Genomic DNA, 17,293 nt, shown 5'->3' on the forward strand with positions numbered 1-17,293 from the left:
TTCTGGTCATGCGACGACCCTGTAACTTGGAATCGGCGACGTTCGGCGGCCACTGGAAGTCGTTGCGGAGCCAAGCCCGACGACACACAGATCTTGAAGATCGTGGGAGAGAGGGCCAACTTCACCATTTTCCCAAGCCCGAACAGTCGCTTGGGGAAACCCTCAGCCGAGGATCCACCCCGTCTGGCGCAAGGATGGGCCAGTGAAGTGGGACCAGAGCGTAAGCCGTGAGGCATTTCGGCCTGGACTTCCAAGACAGTCGCTCTCCACCGTCATCCCGGCCGAGCGAAACGAGAGCCAGGATCCAAAGCAGTGGAGATGGCGCTACTGGGTCCCGGATAGCCGCTTACGCGGCTTCCGGGATGACGGAGAGGAGCGCTGCGGCTTGCGCTATGACGCCGGTATCGCGCTGTGGCTTTCGGGAGAAGCGAAGGAGAAAGGGCGGGCAAGCGCTACCCCGCCGGGCAGGCGTGCAATTGCGTGGCGACCATACGCGCCGCGCTCGTCGAGGCCGGGTTTGATATGGCAGACTTGGTGCGCGCGCGCCACTACGTGACCGACTGATCCTATGTCGAGGGCGTCTTCGCCGTGCCGGGAGAGGTGTTCGGCGAAATCAGGCCAGCGGCGATGATGATCATCTGCGACCTTATCAAGCCGGAGATGAAGGTGGAGATCGAGGTGACGACGTTGAGGTGCGGCCGCGACCGCTGAAGCTCTCTTGCGCTCCACCCTCCCGCCGTTTAGCAAGGGCACGGTTTTTCTTTCCTGAGAGGCTTCCCATGGCTACGCGCAAGCTCCTCCTCCTTCCCGGTGACGGTATCGGCCCCGAGGCAATGGCCGAGGTCTCGAAGCTGATCGCGGTGATGAATGCCGAGTTCGGCGCCGGTTTCGAGACGGAGACAGGCCTTGTGGGCGGCTCGGCCTATGATGCGCACGGAAAAGCCATTTCCGAAGAGGACATGCAGCGCGCGCTCGAGGCGGACGCGGTGCTCTTCGGCGCCGTCGGCGGGCCGAAATGGGACGGTGTTCCCTACGAGGTGCGCCCGGAGGCGGGGTTGCTGCGCCTGCGCAAGGAAATGGAACTGTTCGCCAATCTCCGCCCGGCCATCTGCTATCCAGCCCTGGCGGTGTCCTCTTCGCTCAAGAAGGAGGTGGTTGAAGGCCTCGACATTCTCATCGTGCGGGAATTGACCGGCGGTGTCTATTTCGGAGAACCCAAGGAGATCATCGATCTCGGCAACGGACAGAAGCGCGCCGTGGACACCCAGGTCTATGATACGTTCGAGATCGAGCGCATCGCCGGCGTGGCCTTCGAGCTCGCGCGCACGCGGCGCAACAAGGTCTGCTCGATGGAAAAGCACAATGTCATGAAGTCGGGTGTGCTCTGGAAGGAGGTCGTGGCGACCACCCACCAAGCGAAATATTCCGACGTGGAGCTCACCCATATGCTGGCCGACGCGGGCGGCATGCAGCTCGTGCGCTGGCCGAAGCAGTTCGACGTGATCGTGACCGACAATCTCTTCGGCGACATGCTGTCGGACGTCGCGGCGATGCTGACGGGTTCGCTTGGCATGCTGCCTTCGGCCTCCCTCGGCGCGCCCGATCCCAAGACCGGAAGCCGCAAGGCGCTCTACGAGCCGGTGCACGGCTCGGCGCCCGACATCGCCGGCAAGGGCATCGCGAACCCCATCGCGATGATTGCGTCCTTCGCCATGTGCCTGCGCTACTCCTTCAACATGATCGAGGAGGCGGACCGGCTGGAGAGGGCGATCGCCGCCGTTCTGGAGGATGGCCTGCGCACCCGCGACATCATGTCGGACGGGATGTGCGAGGTGGGCACCTCGGCCATGGGCGACGCGATCATACGGAAATATCGCGAGCTTTCGGCCTGAGCTTCTGCGATTCACAGAAAGCCAATAAAGCGGCCGCAGATCAGTACGCCGATCCAGAGCAGGATCGACAGGGCGGCGAAGACGCGGGAAGGCCCGCCCTCCTGAGGCAGGCCTCCCGGGTCCGACGCTACGACGCGCAGCGCCAGCAGATTTGCGCCGGCAAGAAGGATCAGCCCCATCTTTAGTTGCAGGGCGGGATTGAAGAAGTACTCGCTCGCACGAATGGAGAAGAGCAAGATCCCCGTGACCCCCGCTCCGCCGAAAGCGGTGAGGGCCAGTCTCCGCATCAGGCGCAGAAAGGGCTGGCGATCCTGCCTGAAAAGATAGCCGAGGATCCTGAGATCCATCAGGATCACGCTCGTCAAGAGCGCGCCGACAGCTAGGATGTGCAGGGCATTGACAAGCGGATAGGCGTAGAACGACGCCCTAAGCTCCCGGGCTGGCGCAAGCTGCTCGATTGCCTGCAGCAGCTCCAATCAGGCCGCCTCGCAGCCGCGCTTACTGGCTCGGAACGCGGTTCGGATAGACATCGTAGGTGGTTCCGTTGACAATGATGCGTACCGCCTTCATGCGCCGCTCACTATGGTCGCGGGAGCGGTTGCCGACGGCCTTCACCGTATCTCCGGGCCGCGCGGCCTCCTCGGAAAAGCCTGCGCGCACGGTCTGCGAGGGTGGCGCCAGCTCGACCCGCCAGATTTCGCCAGCGACGTCGACATCCAGTGTTGCATGCGGGTTTCCCACGTAGATTTCCGTGATCGCGCCTTCGAGCTCGAAAATCTCTTCGTCCGTCCATGACCAGCCGTGATGGGCAAGGCTTGGCACGGCCGGAAGCGCTGTGAGGATGGACGCCAGTGCGAGAGCGCATACCAAACGGAATGGCAAACGGATGTTCATTCCGCGCCTCCTTTTTCCGGTTTTTCCGACGGTAAGGCTTTCCCCTTTCCCATTCAATTCACGTTGCGGCGAGGCCGGAAACCGTTCTCACAGCGAGCCCGATTGACTCTGCTCCGTTTCGGCGTAAAACCGGCGCGGAAACGGAGATTGTCTGGGTCATGCGCGCCTTTCTTCCTGCGCAAGACATCGTAGTCAGCCAGCAACACGCTGCCGGGAACGGCGGTGGGGGTTTCCGCTTTACCAAGAAAACGGCCAAAACGACCGGCAAAACGGTCTGATCTTCCTTGGCCCGCTCGCTCTCTCCCCGAGCCAGGCCGGGGAGGCGAAGAGCCCGCACGGCCGGCGGGCCTCATCCAAGCCAAGTGGAGAGAGGGACAGGAGCTTTCACATGGGTTTCAAGTTGGCTGTGGTCGGCGCCACCGGAAATGTCGGGCGCGAGATGCTGAACATTCTGGAGGAGCGCGGCTTTCCTGCTGACGAGGTGGTTCCGCTCGCCTCGCGCCGTTCCATGGGCACGGAGGTTTCCTATGGCGACAAGACGCTCAAGGTGAGAGCGCTCGAAAATTACGATTTCTCCGACACGGACATCTGCCTGATGTCGGCCGGCGGCACGGTCTCCAAGGAATATTCTCCCCGGATCGGCCGTCAGGGCTGCGTCGTGATCGACAATTCCTCAGCCTGGCGCTACGACCAGGACGTGCCCCTGATCGTGCCGGAGGTGAACCCGGACGCGATCGACGGTTTCAGTAAGAAGAACATCATTGCCAACCCCAACTGCTCGACCGCCCAGCTCGTGGTGGCGCTGAAGCCGCTGCACGACATTGCGACGATCAGGCGCGTGGTGGTCTCGACCTATCAGTCGGTTTCGGGCGCAGGCAAGGCGGGCATGGACGAGCTCTTCGAGCAGACGCGCGCAGTGTTCGTCGCCGATCCTATCTCGGTCAAGAAGTTCACCAAGCGCATCGCCTTCAACATCATCCCTCATATCGACGTCTTCATGGAAGACGGCTTCACCAAGGAAGAATGGAAGATGGTGGCCGAAACCAAGAAGATTCTCGATCCGAAGATCAAGCTCACGGCCACCTGCGTGCGCGTGCCGGTGTTCATCGGCCATTCGGAAGCCGTCAACATCGAGTTCGAGAAGCCGATTTCGGCAGATGAGGCGCGCGAGATCCTGCGCGAGGCGCCGGGCTGCCTGGTGGTCGACAAGCGGGAGGACGGCGGCTACGTCACGCCCTATGAGAGCGCGGGCGAGGACGCCACCTATATCAGCCGCATCCGCGAGGACCCGACGGTGGAGAACGGGCTCGCCATGTGGGTGGTTTCCGACAATCTGCGCAAGGGCGCGGCACTGAATGCGGTGCAAATCGCCGAGCTGCTGCTTGCCCGCGACCTCATACAGCCGAGGAAGCGGGCCGCCTGAAGCGATGGCCGGGGCGTCGTGCTGCGTCCGGCAGAAAGCGCGGACGCAGACGCGATCGATGAGATGATGCGCGCCGCGTTGAACGCTTTCGGCTGGATGCCCCTGCTGCACACGCCGGAGAACAATCGCGCCTTCCCGCGGAATATGAACCCGGCTCTATTGCAAGGAATGGCCTTCTGATGCTTGCGCTTCCAAGCGGCATACGCCACTTGCCCGCCTATCTCGACCGGCCGGAGCAGGAAGCTCTGCTTGCCGAAATCCGTGCCGTCGTGGCCGAAGCGCCGCTTTTCGTGCCAACCATGCCCCGCACCGGAAAACCAATGAGCGTGCGTATGACGAATTGTGGGCCGCTCGGCTGGGTAACCGACAGGGAGCGTGGCTACCGTTATCAGTACACCCATCCCGGAACCGGCAGGCCCTGGCCTGCCATGCCGAAGCGGCTCTATGCGCTGTGGCGTGCCGTCTCCGACTATCCGCACTCGCCCGAGGCCTGTCTTGTGAACTTCTACGACAAGGGCGCCCGGATGGGTCTGCACCAGGACCGGGACGAGCAGGACTTCGACGCTCCGGTGGTCTCCATATCGCTGGGTGATGCCTGCCTTTTCCGCGTGGGCGGCACCAGCCGCTCCGGCAAGACTGTCTCTTTCCGGCTCGAAAGCGGCGATGTGGTCGTTCTGGGAGGAGAAGGGCGCCTCGCCTATCACGGCGTTGACCGGATCTATCCCGACACCTCCGACCTTCTGAAGAACGGCGGCCGCATCAACCTGACGCTGAGGAGGGTCAACCCGCCTGGCTGACCAGGAACAGCTCAGAGCTTTCTGAGCGCCACTTCCTCCACGAGGTGATTCGCCCCTTTGCGCAGGATGAGGCTTGCGCGCGGGCGCGTGGGCAGGATGTTCTCGCGTAGGTTTTTCAGGTTGATGTTCGTCCACAGCTGGTTCGCAATCGCCTTGGCCGCGTCCGGCGAAAGCTTCGAATAGCGATGGAAGAAGGATTTCGGGTCCTGAAACGCCGTCTCGCGCAGGCGCATGAAACGCTCTACATACCATTGATGGATCAGGTGCTCGGGCGCGTCGATATATATCGAAAAATCGAAGAAGTCGGAGACGAAGGGCACCGCCTTGCCGTCCTTGGGCAGCTCCCGCGTCTGCAGCACGTTGATCCCCTCGAAGATGAGAATGTCCGGCCGGTCGATGGTTACGTACTCGCCGGGCAGCACATCATAGGTGAGATGGGAATAAAGCGGTGCGCGCACATTCGGTAGGCCAGCCTTGATGCTTGAAAGAAACCGCAGGATGGCGCCGACATCGTAACTCTCCGGAAAGCCCTTGCGGTCCATCAGGCCCTCCTGGCGCAGCACCGCGTTGGGATAGAGAAAGCCGTCGGTGGTGACCAGATCGACCTTGGGGCTTGAGGGCCAGCGCGCAAGCAGTTCCTTGAGCACACGTGCCGTGGTCGATTTTCCGACGGCCACGGAGCCCGCAATCCCGATGATGAAGGGAGATTTCACAGCATTGCCGGCGTTGAAAAAGATCCGCCGCTGCTCGAAGAGAAGCTGCGTGGCCTCCACATGGGCCGAAAGAAGCCTTGAAAGCGAAAGATAGACGCGGCGGACTTCCTCGAGATCGACCGGGTCGTTCAGGGAGCGCAGGCGGCGCACCTCGTCCTCGGTGAGGGTGAGAGGCGTGTCGTTGCGAAACTGTGCCCACTCGTCGGCGGAAAAGATGCGGTAGGGGGAATAGCGGTCCGCCGGAGCGAGTTGGTCCATCAGTGTTCCTTCCGTGCCTGCTTCCCTTGAGCCCATATCGTTGCAGCCACTGTCATCCTGCCGCCTGATGCGGCGGCTTTCCGCGCGAGGCCTTTTCCTCTATCCCTGAACGCGCCGTGCGGGCTTCGAGCTCCGCCATCACCTCGTTGAGTCGCACGCCGGCAATCGCCAGCACCACCAGCCAGTGGTAGAGAAGATCGGCGCTTTCCGAGGTCAGCGCCTTTTTGTCCTCGGCGACCGCGGCGATGACGGTCTCCACTGCCTCCTCCCCCAGCTTCTTGGCTGCCTTCTCCATACCGGCCGCAAAGAGCTGCGCCGTCCACGATTCAGCGCCGCCCGAGCGGGCGCGCTCCATGATGATGGCCTCAAGCCTCGCCAGATCGAACGTACTCATGCGTGCCCCGCTTGGCGTGGAGGGTCGAGCCGAACGGGAATGCCCGCTTCGGCCATGTGCCGCTTGGCTTCGGCGATCGTATAGGTTCCGAAATGGAAGATCGAGGCGGCGAGCACCGCCGCCGCATGGCCGTCGCGGATGCCTTCCACCATGTGATCAAGCGTGCCGACCCCGCCTGAAGCGATAACGGGCACGCGCACAGCATCCGCCACGGCTCGTGTGAGGGCGATATCATAACCGACCTTGCTGCCATCCCGGTCCATGGAGGTAAGCAGAATTTCGCCTGCGCCCAGATCGACCACCCGGCGCGCGAACTCCACCGCATCGATGCCCGTGGCGTTGCGTCCGCCATGAGTGAAGATCTCCCAGCGGTCCGCCTCATCCGGCCCCGACACTTTCTTGGCGTCTATCGCCACGACGATGCACTGATCGCCGAACTTTTCCGCCGCGCGCGCGACGAATTCCGGTTCCTTCACGGCGGCCGTGTTGATGGAAACCTTGTCGGCACCGGCAAGCAGCAGCCTGCGGATGTCTGAAATCTGGCGCACGCCGCCGCCCACCGTCAGCGGCATGAAGCACTGTTCCGCCGTACGCGCGACCACGTCGAAGATGGTCTCGCGGTTTTCGTGGCTCGCCGTAATGTCGAGAAAGCACAGCTCATCCGCGCCCGCCGCATCATAGGCCTTGGCCGCCTCCACCGGGTCGCCGGCATCGACCAGATCGACGAACTGCACGCCCTTAACGACGCGGCCGTCTTTCACGTCCAGGCAGGGGATGACGCGCGCTTTCAGGGTCATAGCAACCAGCTGCCGGCCATACGCCCGGCCATTGTCTTCGGATTGAGCGCTCTCATCGTCTTCAAAGCTTCCCGTGTCTGCGACGGGCTCCCTGCATATTCCGGAATGCAGCCTATGTGAATGCGCGAGTGCGGCAATTCCAGTGGCTGAAGTTCGTTTGCGGCCGCCGCAAGGCATTTTTGCACGCTGACGGCACACATACTGCCAAAGGCGGGTCGGCAGCCGTGGGCCGGGACAGCATCCGCCCCAAGCCTAGCAACCGTTCCGCGAATCTTTTCGCTACATTCAGGCTCAACGAGCTATATTGAAAATAGTTATATCGTAGTCAAGTTATCTTACATGAACGGTGTTCAAAGTAAAAATGATGATCTAATAAAATGAAAAATTATACTTATATGTCTACTTGCAATTACTATATTTTTTATTGACTCGTATTGGGCCTGGCGCAAAGTTTCGCCATATTTGTAAACGCATCGCGTCGGGAAGCGCATGCATTTTTTATGCGTAGGGGGCTTGCTGAGGTCTGCCCGGAGCTGGCTCCGGTCTCCGCCTCATGTCTGCGGGCATTGACGCTGCTTTCGGGCGGTGTGCCCTCGGGCGGCATAGCTAGGAAGCGTTCCAAGCCCTTTCTGCCGACCAGCCGTCTCGTTGCCCCCCTCTTGCGGCGAGTCGCGGGAGGTCGCCAGGCCCACCCTCAAATCCGGTTTTTCAGAAGCAGGTGCCGTCCGCCCTTCGGCACAGGGCCGCCGCGGCTCGCGATGCTCCTTCGGGCCCGCCTGGCCTGATTTTTCCACCTGTTTTTTGAGGAACCGATGAGAAAGACAGTCTTTTTTAAACTGAGCGGCTCATTTCTTGCCCTCGCCGCCTTCTGAATGGTGTCCAGGGAAGCGGGTCTTTGATCTCGAAGGCCCGCTTCCGGGTAGCCGGCAGCAAGCAGGGCTGCGCTCCCTCAGGCCGAGCGCAGCCGCGTCTGGCTGAGCATCCCCTCCGCCTCCAGCACGGGATAGGCGAGTGTGGCGAGCAGCGAGTTGATCTGCTTGAGATCGCGGATCGTGTCGAGATGGATCGAGCTCGTCTCCAGGCTCTTTTCCGTTCCCTTGCGCAGCCGCTCGAAGTGGCGTTCGCTGGAAACCTTTTCCACCTCCCGCAGCCTGTCCTTTTCTGCTACCAGCAGCCGCGCGGTCTCGGCGTCCTGGGCCACCAGCAGGTTGAAGGCAAGCCGCGCATTGGCGAGCACCGCCGCATGGAAGTTCGAGAGTTCACGCCAGCCCTCAGTCGTGAACTGCAGCTTGCGCTCCATCTTCTTCTTCACATGCGCCAGCAGGTTGCGCACGATGATGTCGCCCACCTGCTCGAGCTTGATGCAGGCATCAAGCAGCTCCTGGCACCGTTGCGCCTGCTCCTCCGTCATGTTCTGCGGGCTGATGCGGGCGAGATAGAGCTTTATGGCGCGGTGGCGGCGGTCGACTGTGTCATCGAGCTTTTCGAGCGCCTCGATCGTTTCCTTGTCCGCCTTCTCGTAGAGATCGAGGATGCGGGAGAGCATGAAGTCTACGGTCTCGCACATCCGCACCGCCTCGCGGGTGGCGTTCGCCAGCGCCTGCTGCGGATTTTCGAGCGCGCCCGGATCGAGCGCGCTGAATTCGGCCAGAAGGGCGCTCTGTTCCTCCTGCGCCTCGGGTTTTGCGGCGCTCAGGGCGACAATGCCCTCTGTGGCCTTGAGCACCAGGCGCGAAAGCGGAATGCCCGCAATCAGGATCAGCACGTTGAAGGCGATGTGCGCATGGATCACCTGATCCTCCGCAGACGCTCCCAGAAGAGCGGGCGACGGGTCGAAGATCAGGAATGCGACCAGCACCACGATCGAGCCCAGCCCGCGCATCAACAGGTTCCCAAGCGGGACGACGCGATATGCAGGCGGCGAGGCGCGCGTGAGCATTGGCGCAATGAACGAGCTGCCCAGATTGACGCCCAGCACCATGACGATGCCGAGCTCCGGCGACAGGATTCCCTGTGCGGCGAAGGTGGCGAGCAGCAGCGCCGCCGCGATCGAGGAGTGGAACAGATAGGTGATGACGGCGGCAAGCAAGAAAGCCGTGATCGGATCGCTGTCGAGATAGCCGACAATCAGCGGCACGATCAGGCTTTCGCGCAGCGGCTGGGATGCCTGATTCATCATCTCGAGCGACAGAAGCAGAAGCCCGATGCCGACCAGAATGCGGCCCGCCTGGCGCCACCGCCGCCGCTCCGTGGCGAGAAAGATCGCGGTGCCCGCCACAAGACAGACCGGCACCAGAAGGGCAAGGTCGAAGCTCAGGATCTTGACCAGCAGCGCCGAGCCCACCTCTGCCCCGCGCACGGCCAGGAGGCCGGAAAGGCCCGTCAGCATGCCGATGCCGGCGAAGGAGCCGATGAGCAGCGTGACGGCAGTGGAGCTTTGCAGCGCGATGGCAAGCAGCAGCCCCGTCGTTGCGGCGAGGAGCGGGTTCCCGAGCGTGCGGCGCAAGCGCTGCCGCAGCACGTCGCCATAGGCGCGCTCGACCCCGGTGCGCACGGTCCGCGTGGCCCACAAAAGCAGGGCCACCGCCCCGGCCATATGCAGGAAAAAAATGGATCCGCTCATGTCGCCTCTCAGAATACGGCCGCCACGATCTTAACGCTGCGGCACGGAAGATGCTGCCGCCGCATCAAAAAAAGATTGACGGAAGTCTTCATGCGTGAAAATGTACACGTGTGCAATATAGAGGGGATGGGCTAGAAACACAAAGAATGCACACGTGCACATCTGTCATCTGATTGTCAGAGAAGGGCACTAGGGAGGAAGCCGATGGCAGCAGCAGTCCGCCATCGGTCCCAAATGGCGCCTTTCCCAAAAATGAATGCAAGGAGGAACGTACGAGATGACGAAGCGTCTACTGACAACCACTGCCGCCATTGCGCTGGTATCTCTGGCGGGTGCTGCGGCCGCCGAGGAGGTGACCATCCGCGTGTGGGCGGGCGGCAGCGGCCCTAACGATAATTACCGCGTCGACGCCATCGAGATCGCGGCGGACCTCCTGGAGCGCGAAGCTGCCATCCGTGGCGAAGACCTGACGATCAACGTCGAGAAGAAGACCGACAACACCTGGGACGATTTCAAGCAGGCCGTCACGCTGGCCGCGGAAGCTGGCAATGCGCCGCACATCCTGGTTACCGGCCATGAGGACATCGCGCCCTGGGCCCAGTCCGGCCTGATCGTGCCGGTCGAGGACTACCTCAACCTCGACGCTTGGCCCATCAACGACATCTATGACAACCTTCTCGAAATCGCTTCCTTTGGCGGCGTTCTCTATGGCCTGCCGCAGGACGCCGAGTCGCGCCCCTTCTTCTTCTGGAAGGAGCACATGAAGGCGATCGGCTATTCGGATGAGGACCTCGAGGCGCTGCCGGATCGGGTTGAATCGGGCGAATACACGCTCGACAACGTTCTGGAAGACGCCAAGAAGATGGTGGACCAGGGTGTTGTGGAAGCCGGATACGGCTTCTATCCGCGTCCGGAGAACGGCCCCGACTACTGGCAGTTCTACACGAGCTTTGGCGGGGTGATGGAGGAGGACGGCCGGCTGGTCCTCGACAAGGCGGCTATGCAGCGCTTCTACCAGTTCTTCGTCGATGCGGTTGAGGCCGGCGTGACCCGCAAGAACCACATCGGCACCCCCAACGACCAGTGGTACTCCGAGGTCGCCAGCGGCAAGGCCGGCATCTGGCATGGTGGCACCTGGCACTACGCCCGTTACACCAACCAGGAGGGCCTGAAGGATTTCTTCGGCAACATCGCCTTCTCGCTCATCCCGGCCGGTGAGGGCGGCAAGCCCAACACGCTCACCCATCCGCTTGTCTATGTCCTGACGGATCAGGAAAACGACGATGAGGAAGCGATCGCCGCCGAGCTGATCAAGATCGCCTCCGAACCGCGCATCAACACGCTCCATGCCGTCAAGTCCGCTCATCTGGGCATCACGCATCAGCAGTCGAACATCGACCTCTACGCAGGCGATCGCTGGGCGCGTGAGGCCACGGAGCGCCTGCTGCCCTTCGCCAACGCCATGCCGAACAACACGGATTTCGGCACCTACTGGAACGCGATGTGGGGCGGCCTCGAGGCCTCCTGGACCGGACAGAAGACGCCGGAGCAGGCGGTTTCCGACCTGGAGGCGGAACTGACGAGCAGCCTCGGCGAGGCGATCGTCATCCGCTGACCTGACGCGGTAAAGATGAACGCTTCCCGCGACATTGCAGAGTCCGCCCGGACGCCGATTGGCGTCCGGGCAGCTCAGAGCCGCCTGCACCTCGGCTGGTTGTCCAGCTCCAAGGGGCTTGGAATCCTGTTCCTCCTGCCGGCCGTGGTGCTGGTCGTCCTGTTCTTCCTGATGCCGGTGGCGCTGACTGGCGTCTTCGCCTTCACCAATATGACTACGGCAACGGGAATAACCGGGGGCGCCTATCAGGTCTCTCCGGGCACGCTGCGCGTGCTGACCGACCGTTACGGTATGGGTGAGCTCGCCGAGCGGCTGGGCCAGCCCACCTATGTGGTCGATGAGCAGGGCCTTGCCGCGCTTGAGGAAAAGGGGATCGACAAGAACATCATCGATAGCCTCAGGGACGGCCTTTTAGGCAAGACATATGCCTCACGCCGTGAGTTGGAGCGCGACATCCGCGGATTGCCCGACCGCCCGAACACGCGCACTGTAAAGAGCATTTCCGAGGAGTTCAGCCGCTCCCTTGCCAATGCACGGTTTTCCAGCCGAGAGTCGCTCATCGCGGCCGCCGAGGCGATCGATCCTGATCTGACCGACGAGGAGAAGGAGGCGCTTGCCGCCAGCACCTATACCGGCTGGACCTGGACGACCGAAAATTTCCGCCGTCTTGCCTCGTCGCCCACCACGCGCCAGGTGCTCTTCAACACACTGTTCTTCGTGGCGATGACGCTCGTCATCTTCAATACGGGCTACGCCATGGTGCTGGCGATCGCCACCCATTACATCCCGGATCGGCCGGCCGGCATCTTCCGCATCATCTGGTTCCTGCCGCGCATTTCTCCGGTGGTGATCTACGTGCTGCTCTGGAAATGGCTCGCTTGGGATACGGGCTTCCTGAGCGCCTTTCTGTCCAATTTCGGTGTCAGGCCGCGCAACTGGATGCTGGATACCGCGACCAATGCCTGGTTCTTCGTGATCGTCATCAACGGTTTCGTCGGCGCCTCGATGGGCATGGTCATTTTCGCCTCGGCCATCAAGGCGATCCCTGAATCGCTGTTCCACGCGGCGAGCGTGGATGGTGCCTATCGCTGGCAGCAGATCCGCCACATCATTCTGCCGCAGCTCAAATGGCCGATCCTGTTCGTGACCTGTTATCAGACCCTTTCGTTGCTGACCTCCATCGATCAGACGCTCCTGGCGACGAACGGCGGTCCGGGAGGCGCGACGGAGGTCTGGTCGCTGTGGATCTACCACACCGCGCTCAACAACTATGCCGGCAATCTCCAGTACGGCATGGGTGCCGCCATGGCTCTGGTCCTGGTGGTAATCGGCATCGTGCTGTCGCTGATCTACCTGCGCCTGTTCAACTACAACGCGCTTGTCGCGAAGCCGAGAATCGAGCTGTGAGGCGGCCATGATCGGACATTTGAGGACCTGGCCCATCGTCTTGGCGCTCACCATCGTGAGTGCGCCGCTGGTGCTGATGTACGTGTTCCTGTTCGTCGATACGATTTCGAACGCGCCGGCGGGCTCCTTCATCCCGAACGAGTTCACGCTGGAGCACTGGTCGTTCCTGTGGGAGACGCGGCCCGGGCGGCCGAGCATCTGGCGGGTGACGTTGAACTCCTTCCTCTTCGCCACCTCCACCGCTGCGCTGGTGCTGGTTATCTCTTCCATGGCGGGCTATGTGCTGTCGCGGCTCAATGTGCCAGGACGAACCTACTTCCTGGCCGGCGTCATGGTGCTGCACGCCTTCCCGGCGATCACGCTGATCGTCGCCATCTTCCTCGTGCTACAGGTAGTGGGCCTTTACAACACGCTGATCGGCGTCATTCTCGTGAAGGCCGCGATCGATATGCCACTCGGCATCTGGCTCATGAAGGGCTTCTACGACACGGTGCCGTGGGAGATCGAGATGGCCGGAATCCAGGACGGGGCGAGCAGATTCACCGTTTGGCGCAAGCTTGTCCTGCCGCAGGTCAAGCCCGGCATCTTCGCGCTCGGCCTCTTTGCTTTCCTGCTCGGCTGGGGCGAGTTCATCCTGCCGCAGGTGCTGGCACCCAGCGGCAACGCTCAGGTGCTGTCCGTCTACCTCGCCGGGCTGATCGCCGATGATAACAACTTCGACATGAACATGTTCAAGTCGGTCGGGCTCTTCTACATGATGCCCGTTCTTATCCTGTTCTTTGTCTTCCAGAATCGCCTCATGAACATCTACGGGGGAGGCTCCAAAGGCTAATGCGTATCCTGCTCGAACATTTCTCGAAGTCTTTCGGTGCCGTGAAGGTCATCGAGGACATGACGCTCGAGATCAAGGATGGGGAGATGCTGGCGCTGCTCGGCCCGTCAGGCTGCGGCAAGTCCACCACGCTCTTCGCCATCTGCGGTATTCACAGGGTTACGAGCGGACGCATTTTATTCGGCGACCGGGACGTGACCAACGTTCCCTCGCAGGAGCGCAATGTCGGCGTGGTCTTCCAGTCCTACGCGCTTTACCCGCACATGACGGTGGCCGACAACATCGCCTTCCCGCTGCGCATCCGCAAAATGCCGGAGGCGGAGGTGAAGCGGCAGGTGGAAGAGATCGCTGGGCTTGTCCATATCGAGGGGCTGCTCGGCCGCAGACCCGCCGAACTGTCCGGTGGGCAGCAGCAGCGTGTGGCGCTTGCCCGCGCGCTGGTGCGCCGGCCCAACGTGCTGCTTCTGGACGAGCCGCTTGCCAATCTCGATGCCAAGCTGCGACTGGAGATGCGCTCGGAGATCCGGCGCATCCAGCTCGAAACGGGCATCACCGCCATCCTGGTCACGCACGACCAGGTGGAGGCGATGAGCATGTGCGACCGGATCGCCATCATGAACGCCGGCGAGATCATCCAGATTGCCACGCCGCAGGAAATGTACCGCAACCCGCGAACGGCTTTTGTGGCCGGCTTCCTGGGCAATCCGCCCATCGCCTTCATCGAGGCGGAGGCGCGAGACGGCTCTCTTGCGGTCAAGAACGCGGATATCCGTCTGCCCGTGCCGAAGAATGCGACAGTGCCGCCGGACGGAACGCCCGTCATCATCGGCATACGCCCGGAAAGCCTTGGTACCGAGGGCGATGCCACCATTCGCGGCCGCGTTAGCTTCATCGAGACGCAGGGCCGCGAGAACCTCTACGACATCACACTGGAAAACGGCAGTGTGCTGCGCTCCATCCAGCGGGTGCGTGACGATATCGCGTTGGATGACGTGGTGGAATGGAAGGTGCGCAGCGACGACATCTTCCTGTTTGCCGAAAACGGGGAACGCCTTTGAGCAAGCCCGGCTTTGCCAGCTTCGCGGAACGCTTCCGTTGGCCGGCGCATCTGCGGTATCCGCTCGTCATCGGCCATCGCGGGGCGAGCGGCCATGTAAGGGAAAACACGCTTGAAGCCTTCGCGCGCGCCAGCGATCTCGGCGCGGAGATGTGGGAGCTCGACGCGCAGGTGACCCGCGACGGCGTCTGCGTCGTCAGCCACGATGACCATCTTCAGCGGGTTTTCGGCGTCGATGCGCGGATTTCGGAGCTGAGCTGGGCGGAGCTTGCGCAGTTTCCCGGCGTGAACGTGCCCACTTTCGCCGAGGTTGCCGCGCTGGCTCAGGCGCGTTCTGCCGGTCTGTATGTGGAGATCAAGGCGCCGGAGGCCGCGCCGCTGGTCTGGCGGCACCTGCTGGAGCGCGACCAGCGCTTTGCCGTGCTCGGCTCGTTCGATACCGAACCCGTCCGGCACTTGCGCAGGCAAGGTTGCGATTTCCCGCTTTCGGTCCTCGTCCGTCTCGGTGCGGACACGCTGGCCGAGGCGGACGCGGCGGAGGCGGACATCGTGCATCTGTGCTGGGAGCGGGGCGGAGAGCGCCCGCAGGACCTAGTGACGCCCGACCTCATGGACCGTATTTTTGAAAGCGGTCGGCAGATCGTGCTCTGGCACGAGGAGCGGCCGGAGATCATCGCCGACATCGTTCGGCTGCCGGTGATCGGCATCTGTTCCGATCTGCCGGAGCGGCTGCGGGCGGCAATCGACGGGGTGGCTGCCTGATGGGTGGTCCGGAGAAGCCAGTGCGGGGCCACAAGGTCACCTCCTTCGACGTGGCGCGGCGCGCCGGCGTTTCCCGTGCGGCCGTTTCGCGTACCTTCACGCCCAATGCGAGCGTGTCGCCGGAGACACGCGAGAAGGTGATAAAAGCGGCGAAGGAGCTCGGCTACCGGGTCAATTATCTCGCGCGCAGCCTCATCAACCGCCGCTCCGATTTCGTCGGCGTGGTCGCGGCCGGCATGGACAATCCGTTCCGTGCCATGCAGATCGAGCAGATCACGAAAAGTCTGGTCCGGCGCAACTTCCGGCCCATCCTGCTTCCTGCGGATCAGGGCGAGAGCGCCGATCATGTGATGAACCAGCTCCTGCACTACAACGTCTCCGGTGTGCTGGTCACCTCCGACGCGCCGCCCACGGCGCTGTGCGCGGAATTCGCGGCGGCAGGCGTGCCTATCGTACTCATTAACAAGGCCGACACCATTCCCTCGGTCGACCGGGTGATTTCCGACAATGCAGCCGCCGGCCGCTTGGCGGCCACCACCCTGGTGGAGGCCGGGGCGCGGCGCCTGGCGGTGGTGGCCGCAGCCGCTCCCTCCTACACGGCGCGCTGCCGGCAGCAGGCTTTCGTGTCCGCCTGCTATTCGATGCAGGTTGAGGCACGGGTGATTTCCGTCGCAGTCAATGATTACGATCACGGCGTTGCCGCGGCGGAAAGGCTTGAAGGGGCGGACGGCGTATTCTGCGTCAACGACTATATGGCCTGCGGGCTGATTGACGGGCTGCGCCGGAAGGGCAATGGGGCTGCCGAGGCCATTCGGGTCATCGGCCATGATGACATCCCGCAGGCCGCTTGGTCGGCCTATGAACTGACAACCATAAGACAGCCGTCCGATCTGCAGGCCGAACAGGCGATAAACCTGTTGGTCAGCCGCATGGACGAACCGTCCACGCCGGAGCGCGTGGAAACGACGCCCGTCACGCTGGTTCGGCGCCGGACGGCCTGAAGGAGAAAAGGCCCTTGAACGTTGCCGCCGATGAAGATCTTGTACAGCGCCTGAATTTTGCGCGCTCGCTTGCGGGCGAAGTGGGGCGCCAGATCGAGCAGTTCCGTGCGGAAGCCGCCCCCACCTTCGAGCGGAAAGGCTTGCAGGACTTCGTGACGGCGGCGGACCGGCGTGGCGAGGAAACGATCCGCCATGCCCTGAAGACGGCATTCCCCGAGGATGGGTTTCTGGGCGAGGAAACCGGCGGCCAGCCCGAAACGGACGGTTTCTGGGTGGTCGATCCGATCGACGGTACCACCAACTTCATCCGCGGCCTGCGCCACTGGGCGGTGTCGATCGCCTTCGTCCGCAGCGGCGTCCTGGAACTCGGCGTCATCTACGATGCCACGACGCAGAGCGTCTATGCGGCCGCGCGGGGAGGCGGCGCCTGGCGCGGCGAGCACCGTATCGCGGTAGCCACCCGCAGCGATCCCGCCGAGGCGCTCGCCATTCTGGGCTGCTCACGGCGCACAAGTTTCGAGGATTATCAGGCTCTTCAGCGCCGTCTCAACGATATCGGGGTGGATTATCGCCGCCTCGGTGCCGCCGCTTTGGGCCTCGTGCGCGTGGCATGCGGCGTGGCCGACCTGTTCTACGAAGCGCACGTGAATTCCTGGGACATTCTCGCCGGCGCGCTGATCGCATCCGAGGCGGGTGCGATCGTCGAGATGCCACCACTTCCGGTCATGCTCGAACGGGGCGGCCCGCTGGCGGCCTATGCCCCGAGTCTGGCTAACCCGCTGGGATTTCTAAAGGAACTGGTGCACGCGCTGGCGTAACACCGCTTGG

16 protein-coding genes and 1 pseudogene are annotated in these 17,293 nt (G+C 62.6%); 11 read left to right on the plus strand and 6 right to left on the minus strand.

Features of this window, described 5'->3' with window-relative positions; all coding sequences use genetic code 11:
• Positions 1-465 precede the first annotated feature (465 nt).
• Positions 466-711: pseudogene (locus tag NYR54_RS01040) on the plus strand (Rid family hydrolase); the annotation flags it as partial.
• A gap of 68 nt (positions 712-779) precedes the next feature.
• Complete coding sequence (gene leuB / locus NYR54_RS01045) at positions 780-1,892, plus strand: 3-isopropylmalate dehydrogenase (protein WP_261513528.1); 1,113 nt, start codon at positions 780-782, stop codon at positions 1,890-1,892.
• Positions 1,893-1,903: 11 nt separating this feature from the next.
• Here the strand turns inward: leuB and NYR54_RS01050 are convergent, their stop codons facing one another.
• Entirely contained in the window at positions 1,904-2,368 is a 465-nt protein-coding gene (locus tag NYR54_RS01050; RefSeq protein WP_261513531.1) for a hypothetical protein, read from the minus strand.
• Positions 2,369-2,390: 22 nt separating this feature from the next.
• Positions 2,391-2,786 (minus strand): DUF6152 family protein, encoded by a 396-nt coding sequence (locus NYR54_RS01055; protein WP_261513532.1) that lies wholly within the window; start codon positions 2,784-2,786, stop codon positions 2,391-2,393.
• Between the two features lie 388 nt (positions 2,787-3,174).
• Here NYR54_RS01055 and NYR54_RS01060 point away from each other — a divergent pair, with 388 nt between their 5' ends.
• Both NYR54_RS01060 and NYR54_RS01065 read left to right on the plus strand, forming a co-directional pair.
• Entirely contained in the window at positions 3,175-4,209 is a 1,035-nt protein-coding gene (locus tag NYR54_RS01060) for an aspartate-semialdehyde dehydrogenase (RefSeq protein WP_261513533.1), read from the plus strand.
• Positions 4,210-4,388: 179 nt separating this feature from the next.
• On the plus strand, positions 4,389-5,006 hold the full coding sequence (locus NYR54_RS01065) for an alpha-ketoglutarate-dependent dioxygenase AlkB family protein (protein WP_261513534.1): 618 nt from the start codon (positions 4,389-4,391) through the stop codon (positions 5,004-5,006).
• Between the two features lie 11 nt (positions 5,007-5,017).
• Here the strand turns inward: NYR54_RS01065 and coaA are convergent, their stop codons facing one another.
• From coaA to NYR54_RS01085, 4 genes are all read right to left on the minus strand, one after another.
• Positions 5,018-5,977, minus strand: a complete 960-nt coding sequence (gene coaA / locus NYR54_RS01070; RefSeq protein WP_261513536.1) for a type I pantothenate kinase — start codon at positions 5,975-5,977, stop codon at positions 5,018-5,020.
• 52 nt (positions 5,978-6,029) lie between these two features.
• Positions 6,030-6,371: a phosphoribosyl-ATP diphosphatase gene (locus tag NYR54_RS01075; RefSeq protein ID WP_261513537.1), complete on the minus strand. Its 342-nt coding sequence runs from the start codon at positions 6,369-6,371 to the stop codon at positions 6,030-6,032.
• The gene (gene hisF / locus NYR54_RS01080) at positions 6,368-7,168 is read right to left on the minus strand and encodes an imidazole glycerol phosphate synthase subunit HisF (protein ID WP_261513538.1); all 801 of its coding nucleotides are present in this window, start codon (positions 7,166-7,168) and stop codon (positions 6,368-6,370) included. Before hisF ends, NYR54_RS01075 begins: the two co-directional genes overlap by 4 nt.
• Before the next feature lie 949 nt (positions 7,169-8,117).
• Positions 8,118-9,791, minus strand: a complete 1,674-nt coding sequence (locus NYR54_RS01085; RefSeq protein ID WP_261513540.1) for a Na/Pi cotransporter family protein — start codon at positions 9,789-9,791, stop codon at positions 8,118-8,120.
• 277 nt (positions 9,792-10,068) lie between these two features.
• On the opposite strand from NYR54_RS01085, the gene NYR54_RS01090 reads away from it, so the two are divergent.
• From NYR54_RS01090 to NYR54_RS01120, 7 genes are all read left to right on the plus strand, one after another.
• Entirely contained in the window at positions 10,069-11,406 is a 1,338-nt protein-coding gene (locus NYR54_RS01090; protein ID WP_261513542.1) for an ABC transporter substrate-binding protein, read from the plus strand.
• A gap of 99 nt (positions 11,407-11,505) precedes the next feature.
• On the plus strand, positions 11,506-12,813 hold the full coding sequence (locus NYR54_RS01095; RefSeq protein ID WP_341484274.1) for a carbohydrate ABC transporter permease: 1,308 nt from the start codon (positions 11,506-11,508) through the stop codon (positions 12,811-12,813).
• 7 nt (positions 12,814-12,820) lie between these two features.
• Positions 12,821-13,645, plus strand: coding sequence for a carbohydrate ABC transporter permease (locus NYR54_RS01100; RefSeq protein WP_261513544.1), 825 nt, complete (start codon positions 12,821-12,823; stop codon positions 13,643-13,645).
• Complete coding sequence (locus NYR54_RS01105; RefSeq protein WP_261513545.1) at positions 13,645-14,703, plus strand: ABC transporter ATP-binding protein; 1,059 nt, start codon at positions 13,645-13,647, stop codon at positions 14,701-14,703. The genes NYR54_RS01100 and NYR54_RS01105 overlap by 1 nt, the downstream gene beginning before the upstream one ends.
• Entirely contained in the window at positions 14,700-15,464 is a 765-nt protein-coding gene (locus NYR54_RS01110; RefSeq protein WP_261513546.1) for a glycerophosphodiester phosphodiesterase, read from the plus strand. Before NYR54_RS01105 ends, NYR54_RS01110 begins: the two co-directional genes overlap by 4 nt.
• Entirely contained in the window at positions 15,464-16,465 is a 1,002-nt protein-coding gene (locus NYR54_RS01115; RefSeq protein ID WP_279327361.1) for a LacI family DNA-binding transcriptional regulator, read from the plus strand. Before NYR54_RS01110 ends, NYR54_RS01115 begins: the two co-directional genes overlap by 1 nt.
• Before the next feature lie 14 nt (positions 16,466-16,479).
• A complete protein-coding gene (locus tag NYR54_RS01120; RefSeq protein ID WP_261513549.1) occupies positions 16,480-17,283 on the plus strand; it encodes an inositol monophosphatase family protein in 804 nt (267 codons plus the stop codon).
• Positions 17,284-17,293: the final 10 nt, after the last annotated feature.

The organism is Chelativorans petroleitrophicus, assembly GCF_025398195.1.
Classification (GTDB): domain Bacteria; phylum Pseudomonadota; class Alphaproteobacteria; order Rhizobiales; family Rhizobiaceae; genus Chelativorans; species Chelativorans petroleitrophicus.

What these genes read in the sequence shown, in the direction of transcription:
- leuB (WP_261513528.1), top strand. Translation starts at nt 780, where the DNA reads ATGGCTACGCGCAAGCTCCTCCTCCTTCCCGGTGACGGTATCGGCCCC.
- NYR54_RS01055 (WP_261513532.1), bottom strand. Translation starts at nt 2,786, where the DNA reads ATGAACATCCGTTTGCCATTCCGTTTGGTATGCGCTCTCGCACTGGCG.
- NYR54_RS01060 (WP_261513533.1), top strand. Translation starts at nt 3,175, where the DNA reads ATGGGTTTCAAGTTGGCTGTGGTCGGCGCCACCGGAAATGTCGGGCGC.
- NYR54_RS01065 (WP_261513534.1), top strand. Translation starts at nt 4,389, where the DNA reads ATGCTTGCGCTTCCAAGCGGCATACGCCACTTGCCCGCCTATCTCGAC.
- coaA (WP_261513536.1), bottom strand. Translation starts at nt 5,977, where the DNA reads ATGGACCAACTCGCTCCGGCGGACCGCTATTCCCCCTACCGCATCTTT.
- NYR54_RS01075 (WP_261513537.1), bottom strand. Translation starts at nt 6,371, where the DNA reads ATGAGTACGTTCGATCTGGCGAGGCTTGAGGCCATCATCATGGAGCGC.
- hisF (WP_261513538.1), bottom strand. Translation starts at nt 7,168, where the DNA reads ATGACCCTGAAAGCGCGCGTCATCCCCTGCCTGGACGTGAAAGACGGC.
- NYR54_RS01085 (WP_261513540.1), bottom strand. Translation starts at nt 9,791, where the DNA reads ATGAGCGGATCCATTTTTTTCCTGCATATGGCCGGGGCGGTGGCCCTG.
- NYR54_RS01090 (WP_261513542.1), top strand. Translation starts at nt 10,069, where the DNA reads ATGACGAAGCGTCTACTGACAACCACTGCCGCCATTGCGCTGGTATCT.
- NYR54_RS01100 (WP_261513544.1), top strand. Translation starts at nt 12,821, where the DNA reads ATGATCGGACATTTGAGGACCTGGCCCATCGTCTTGGCGCTCACCATC.
- NYR54_RS01105 (WP_261513545.1), top strand. Translation starts at nt 13,645, where the DNA reads ATGCGTATCCTGCTCGAACATTTCTCGAAGTCTTTCGGTGCCGTGAAG.
- NYR54_RS01115 (WP_279327361.1), top strand. Translation starts at nt 15,464, where the DNA reads ATGGGTGGTCCGGAGAAGCCAGTGCGGGGCCACAAGGTCACCTCCTTC.